Annotated in this window: 2 protein-coding genes; both read right to left on the bottom strand. The window is 64.8% G+C overall.

The window, feature by feature from the left end:
- Positions 1-211 precede the first annotated feature (211 nt).
- On the bottom strand, positions 212-1903 hold the full coding sequence (locus AC1D0P_RS18390; protein WP_477678071.1) for a ShlB/FhaC/HecB family hemolysin secretion/activation protein: 1692 nt from the start codon (positions 1901-1903) through the stop codon (positions 212-214).
- Between the two features lie 27 nt (positions 1904-1930).
- A partial coding sequence (locus tag AC1D0P_RS18385) for a beta strand repeat-containing protein (protein WP_477678070.1) occupies positions 1931-7456 on the bottom strand: 5526 nt, incomplete at its 5' end.

Genomic DNA, 7456 nt, shown 5'->3' with positions numbered 1-7456 from the left:
GGTTGCCCGTAGCGCAGCGGAGGGACGCAGCAACCAGGGTCGCGTTTTCTTTTGCTTACTTTTCTTTTGGCGAAGCAAAAGAAAAGTGAGTAGCCGCCGGGCTACCCCCGGCCAACCGCCCTCAGCAGAGAGAACAAAAGCACAAAGGCCGGAGCAAACCCAGCCAGCAAGCCTAAGCAAAAAGCAGCAACGCTCATAAGGACAAAGAACATCAGAACCTGTAAGCTACTTCCGTCCACATCCGCATCGCATCCGGCGCCTTGACCAGCTCAGGTGCAGGCCCAAGCGGCGAGGCGAGGTAGGCCCGAGCCCGCCACTGGTTGAACCCGGTCCAGTCAAGCCCGACCCCGGCGCCGCTGAAGCTCGCGGTGTTGACACCGGCCGTCCAGGGCCGCTGGTTGACCTTCAGGTAAGCGCCGTCCCAGAACGCCAGCGCCTGGAGTTTTCCGCCGCCGACCTGCCCCAGGTCGTAGCGCACTTCAATGCTTGCGCGGTAACCGGCATCGCCCGACAGCGCGCTCACGTCGTAGGCGCGCACGGAATAAGGCCCACCCACAGACATTTTTTGCGACGAGTCGAGGTTGGTGTTCGCCCATTGGCCCGCCCATGACAAATACACCGTGCCCTTGTCTCCCCAGCGCTGCAGCCGGGAGAAGTTCAGGTTGGTCTTTGAAAACCAGCCCTCCGTCCTTGCGCCGGCCGCGTCCGCCTGCTGGGCCTCCGCGACATCAAAGCCCACCCGGCCACGGCTCCATACCAGGCTCCAGGTGTTGATGCCGCCGGACATCAGGGTGTCGCGCCAGTCCCCGCTCAGGCTTGAAACCCAGCTGCCGAGGTGCCGGTCGGTCTTCATTCCTGCCATATCGATGCGCTCACGCAACTGCAGGTTGTCGTACTGGACCTGGCCGTAAACGTTGATGGTCTGGCTTCGCAGCAGCGGATGCCTGCCCCACACGCTTTCGGTTTCGGCGGAACCATGCGCGCCGAGCTCCTGCAAGGATCCGCCGATTTTGTAGTTCAGCATGGAATAGGCGGCGCCGCCGCGCGTGCCCTGCCCGTTCAACAAGGACTCGTAACTCACGCGCCCGTAGTTGACCCCGGAGCCAGAACTCAGGCCGCCCACGCCCAGGACATCGCCACGCCGCAAGGGATTGTTGAAGTACACCGTGCCACCGAGCCGGCCCCTGCCTGTGTAGCTGTTGCCGTAGTCGTCCAGAACCAGGCTTCCGGAGACTGCCTGGCCGGGCGCGACCTGGATACTCAGGTCCGAGCTTCCCATGCCGTCGCCGGGCCTCAGGGTTGCCTGCACCACCACGCCGGGTATGTCCGACATCAGCAGCAGGGACCTGTCGAGCAAGGCCTGCTCGACAGGCTGCCCGCCTTGCAGCGGCGCCGCCGTCGCCTGCAGCAGCAGGTCGTTCACGCGGGTCTGGTTGTCAATGCCGACCTTGCCGTAGCGCGCCTCTATCACCAGAAAACGCACAATGCCCGACTGGATCACCTGCGCGGGCACCACGGCGCGCGCAAAGGTGTGGCCGCGGCCGCGGTAGTACCTGCTGATGCGCGTCGCCATTTCATCGAGCTGGTCCAGCGTCAGGGTTTTGCCTTCCGCATCGGCCACCAGCCCATGCAGGGTGTCCGTCTCGACCACGGTGTTGCCGAGGATCTGGATCGATTTGACGTCCACCGAAACCGGGGGACGTACGGGCGGCGCCGGAGCATTTTCCTGGTTGTTGAGGGACGGCCCTTCCCCACGGGGCGGCGGGGCGAAGGGCTGGGACGGCTGGACCTGCTGGAGGATGCTGCCGATATCGACCGGCGGGGGATCGGCCGCCCGGGCCGCCAACAAGGGCGCGGCGGCCAGTAGCAGCACCACGTGCTTTCGGGATAAGAGGCATTTCATGAGAAAACTTCCGTGGAGCGACCGGTTTTATTTTTTGGCGGAGAGCACACCGCTTCGCAGCTGCACGCCGCCGTCAACGATGTGCAGGCGCGGGTCTTTTCTTCCCGTGGCAAGGGGCGTGTCGTCCGCCACCACCTCGGCGGGCCGGCTGGAGAGCTCCAGCGCCTCACCGCCCGACGATGCGTCGGTGCTTGCGCTGTGGGTCACGCGCAGGGTTGACGATGCCTGGGTCGAGCTGGCGTTGGGATTGGATTTGGCGTTGGAGTTGGCGTTGGCGTTGGAGCTGGATGTAGAGCGCTCCGTATCCAGGGCCTGTTGCATGGCCGAACGTATGCCGTCACCATCCACCCCCAATCCCCGCCCGGACGTCGCCGGCGCCGGCCCGGGCGCGGGCACAGGTGCCGCGGGCAAGGGTGTGATGGCAGCCGTCAGCCCGGTGGGCTGCACCACCGTGTAATTGCCGGCGTCGATACCACCCAGGGTAAAGCCGGTCACGGTCACGGCTTTGCCATTGCCTACGTTCGGGTTGCCAAAAGCACCGCGGCCGACACCGCCGACGCTGACCACGTCGCCGGCCAGGGCCGTGACGGCGGCGGTTCCGCCCAGGGTGGCCGCGGTTGTGCCGTCGAACACCTTGTTCTGGGCATTCACACCGGTGACGGCCAGGCTGGCCTGGGTGATGTTCGCGGTGACGCCGCCGGGTTGCGCGATGACGTAGTTGCCTGCGTCAGCGCCGCCCAGCGTATAGCCGGTGACGGTCACCGCCTTGCCATTTCCTGCGTTCTTGTCGGCGAAGCTGCCGCTGCCCGTGCCACCCACAGTCACGACATCACCGCTCAGGGCCGTGACACCGGCCGCACCATTGAGCGTCGCCGTGGTGGTGGTGTCATACACCTTGTTGTTTGCACCTACACCTGTGACCGCCAGGCTGGCCGGTGTGATGTTGGCCGTCACCGCCGTGGGCTGAACCACGGTGTAGTTACCGGCATCGGCGCCGCCCAGTGTGTAGCCGGTGACAGTGACGGCCTTGCTGTTGCCTACGTTCTTGTCGGCGAAGGTGCCGCTGCCACCGCCAACCGTCACGGTATCGCCAGTCAGGGCCGTGACGGCCGCCGTTCCGCTGAGGGTGGCGGTGGTGGTGGTGTCGTAGACCTTGTTGTTTGCGTTCACACCGCTGACAGTCAAGCTGGCGGGTGTGATGTTCGCTGTCACCGCCGTGGGTTGAACCACGGTGTAGTTGCCGGCGTCGGCACCGCCCAGCGTGTAGCCGGTGACGGTGACAACCTTGCCGTTGCCCACATTCTTGTTGGCGAAATTGCCGCTGCCGGTGCCACCCACCGTCACGACATCACCGCCCAGAGCCGCGACGCCGGCCGTGCCATTGAGCGTCGCCGTGGTGGTGGTGTCATAGACCTTGTTGTTGGCACCCACACCTGTGACAGCCAGGCTGGCCGGCGTGATGTTCGCCGTGACACCCGTGGGCTGCACCACGGTGTAGTTGCCGGCATCGGCGCCGCCCAGCGTATAGCCGGTGACGGTGACGGCCTTGCCGTTGCCCACGTTCTTGTTGGCGAAGCTGCCACTGCCGGTTCCGCCCACGGTCACGGTATCGCCACCCAAAGCCGTCACCGCCGCTGTTCCGCTGAGCGTGGCCGTAGCGGTGGTGTCGTAGACCTTGTTGTTTGCACCTACACCTGTGACCGCCAGGCTGGCCGGTGTGATGTTGGCCGTCACCGCCGTGGGCTGAACCACGGTGTAGTTACCGGCATCGGCGCCGCCCAGTGTGTAGCCGGTGACGGTCACCGCCTTGCCGTTGCCTACGTTCTTGTTGGCGAAGCTGCCGCTGCCGGTGCCGCCCACCGTTACCGTGTCGCCACCCAGCGCCGCCACCGCTGCTGTTCCGCTGAGCGTGGCCACGGTCGTGGTGTCGTACACCTTGTTGTTGGCATTCACGCCTGTGACCGTGAGGCTGGCTTGCGTGATGTTTGCCGTGACGCCGATGGGCTGCACCACGGTGTAGTTGCCGGCATCGGCACCACCCAGTGTGTAGCCCGTGACCGTCACAGCTTTGCCGTTGCCCACATTCTTGTCGGCGAAGGTGCCGCTGCCACCGCCAACCGTCACCACGTCGCCGCTCAGGGCCGTGACGCTTGCTGTGCCATTCAGCGTGGCGTTGGTGGTGGTGTCGTAGACCTTGTTGTTCGCGCCTACGCCAGTGACGGCCAGGCTGGCTGGCGTGATGTTGGCGGTCACCGCCGTGGGCTGTACCACGGTGTAGTTGCCGGCATCGGCGCCGCCCAAGGTGTAGCCGGTGACGGTGACGGTCTTGCCGTTGCCCACGTTCTTGTTGGCGAAGCTGCCGCTGCCGGTTCCGCCCACGGTCACGGTATCGCCACCCAAAGCCGTCACCGCCGCTGTTCCACTGAGCGTGGCCGTAGCGGTGGTGTCGTAGACCTTGTTGTTGGCGCCCACACCCGTGACGGCAAGGCTGGCTGGCGTGATGTTGGCGGTCAATCCCGTGGGTTGCACAACGGTGTAATTGCCGGCATCGGTACCGCCTAATGTGTAGCCAGTGACAGTGACGGCCTTGCCGTTGCCCACGTTCTTGTCGGCGAAAGTGCCGCTGCCACCGCCGACTGTCACCACGTCGCCGCTCAGGGCGGCAACACCGGCTGTCCCATTGAGCGTGGCGCTGGTGGTGGTGTCGTAGACCTTGTTGTTGGCGTTCACGCCCGTCACCGTGAGGCTGGCCGGTGTGATGTTTGCAGTCACCGCCGTGGGTTGAACCACGGTGTAGTTACCGGCGTCGGCGCCCCCAAGTGTGTAGCCCGTGACGGTCACGGCCTTGCCATTGCCCACGTTCTTGTTGTTGAAATTGCCGCTGCCGGTGCCGCCCACCGTCACGGTATCGCCACTCAGGGCCGCGACGGCCGCTGTTCCGTTCAGCGTCGCGATGGCCGTTGCGTCGTAGACCTTGTTGTTGGCTCCCACACCCGTCACCGCCAGGCTGGCCGGTGTGATGTTGGCGGTCACTGCCGTGGGCTGCACCACGGTGTAGTTGCCGGCATCGGCGCCGCCAAGGGTGTAGCCGGTGACAGTGACGGCCTTGCCGTTGCCCACGTTCTTGTTGGCGAAGGTGCCGCTGCCGGTGCCGCCCACCGTCACAACATCACCGCTCAGGGCAGTAACACCTGCAGTGCCATTGAGCGTCGCCGCGGTGGTGGTGTCGTAGACCTTGTTGTTCGCGCCTACGCCGGTCACCGCCAGGCTGGCCGGCGTGATGTTGGCCGTGACAGCGGTGGGCTGCACTACGGTGTAGTTGCCGGCGTCGACACCGCCCAGCGTGTAGCCGGTGACAGTGACGGTTTTTCCGTTGCCTACATTTTTGTTGGCGAAGCTGCCGCTGCCGGTGCCACCCACCGTCACGGTATCGCCAGCCAAGGCCGTGACGGCCGCCGTTCCGCTAAGGGTGGCGGTGGTGGTGGTGTCGTAGACCTTGTTGTTTGCGTTCACGCCGCTGACAGTCAAGCTGGCGGGTGTGATGTTCGCGGTCACTGCAGTGGGTTGAACCACGGTGTAGTTGCCAGCATCGGCGCCGCCAAGGGTGTAGCCGGTGACAGTCACGGCTTTACCCGTGCCAACGTTTTTGTTGTTGAAATTGCCGCTGCCGGTTCCGCCAACCGTCACCGCATCGCCTGCCAAAGCTGTCACGCTGGCCGTGCCAGTGAGCGTGGCAGTAGTGGTGGTGTCATAGACCTTGTTGTTGGCTCCCACACCCGTGACGGCCAGGCTGGCCGGCGTGATGTTGGCGGTCACTGCCGTGGGCTGCACCACGGTGTAGTTGCCGGCGTCGGCACCACCCAGTGTGTAGCCGGTGACGGTCACGGCTTTGCCGTTGCCCACGTTCTTGTTGGCGAAGGTGCCGCTGCCCGTGCCACCCACGGTCACAGCATCGCCACCCAAAGCCGTCACCGCCGCTGTTCCGCTCAGCGTCGCCGTGGCGGTCGTGTCGTAGACCTTGTTGTTCGCGCCTACGCCGGTCACAGCCAGGCTGGCCGGCGTGATGTTGGCCGTGAAACCTGTGGGTTGCACCACGGTGTAGTTGCCGGCATCGGCGCCACCCAGCGTGTAGCCGGTCACGGTAACCACCTTGCCGTTGCCCACGTTCTTGTCGGCAAACCGGCCGATGCCCGTGCCGGCCACGTTCACCGTATCACCGACGAAAGCTGCAACGCTGGCCGTGCCGTTGATGGTGGCGGCGTCGTTGGCGTTGTACACCTTGTTCTGGATCGTCACACCGCCAACGGCAAGGCTTGCCGGCGTGACGTTCGCGGTCAGGCCCGTGGGCTGCACGATGACATAGTTGCCGGCGTCGGCGCCGCCCAGCGTGTAGCCGGTGACGGTGACGGCCTTGCCGTTGCCCACGTTTTTGTCGGCAAAGGCGCCGCTGCCGGCGCCGGCCACACTCACCGTGTCGCCGGCGATGGCCGTGACGCTAGCCGTCCCGTTCAAGGTGGTACCCAGGCCCGCGTCATACACCTTGTTGTTTGCGCCTACACCGGTGACCGTCAGGCTGGCGGGATTCACCGTCAGCACGCCATTGACAATGTTGATGTCATAGCCTTGCTGGTTCGAATACAGGCCGGAACCCGTCACCGTGTAGCTGCCGGCATTGACCGCTCCCTGGGCGGTTCCGCCGAAACTGATGCTCCCCGACAAGCTGCCGCAGGCCACGTTGGAGCAACTGATGCCGGTTCCGCCATTCCAGGACAGCTTGTCGTAGGTCTTGCTGGCATTGCCAACGGTGACCGTGGTGGCCTTCATCAGTGATTTGAGCAGGGGGCGGCTGTTGCCCTCATAAATGCGCCAGACGTTGCTGAGGTCCCAATTCGGGTTGACGTTGCCGTTGGCGGCTGTGGCTGAGTTGAAGTTGGCTTGCTGCTGCATCTGGGCCGTGGTCATGCCCGTGCCGCCGCCCGAACTGGTGGCCTGGCCGGTCGTGGTGCTATCCCAAAAGCTGCCGCTGATCGTTCCTGTCGTCCGGCTTCCCACCAACCCGCCAACACTGCCGGCCGTACCGGTCACCTGCCCGGCAGCATAACTGTTGCTGAGGACACCACCGTTATTGCTCATGTCCCCCACCAAGCCACCCGTCTTGGTGGTGCCGGTGACGGTGCCAGTGACGTAACTGTTGCTGATGCTTCCGCCGCTGCCGCTCCACAAGCCAACCAGCCCGCCGCTGGTGTCGCCTGAATTGTTTACGGTGGCGCTTGAATAGCTGCTGCTGATGGCGCCGGTATGGAGCATGTAGCCCACCAGGCCGCCGGCATTGTTTGAGCTGGTCACGGTGCCGGCGGAATAACTGCTAGTGATGTCGCCCTGGTTGTAGCCGGCCAGGCCGCCGGTAAACACCGAGCCGGTCACAGCGCCTGTCGCGTAACTGTGGTCGATTTTTGAGCTGCCGCTGGTTCCCCCCACCAGTCCGCCGGCATCGCCTCCTCCGGATACGGTGGTGCTGGCGTAGCTGTTGCTGATAATGCCGTCGTTCCATCC

This window comes from Polaromonas sp. P1_G2 (genome assembly GCF_056405515.1).
Note: the sequence above shows the minus strand (reverse complement) of the source record. Positions and strands in the feature narration are given on the sequence as shown.

Coding starts and splice junctions, on each gene's coding strand:
- AC1D0P_RS18390 (WP_477678071.1), bottom strand. CDS start 1,903: ATGAAATGCCTCTTATCCCGAAAGCACGTGGTGCTGCTACTGGCCGCC.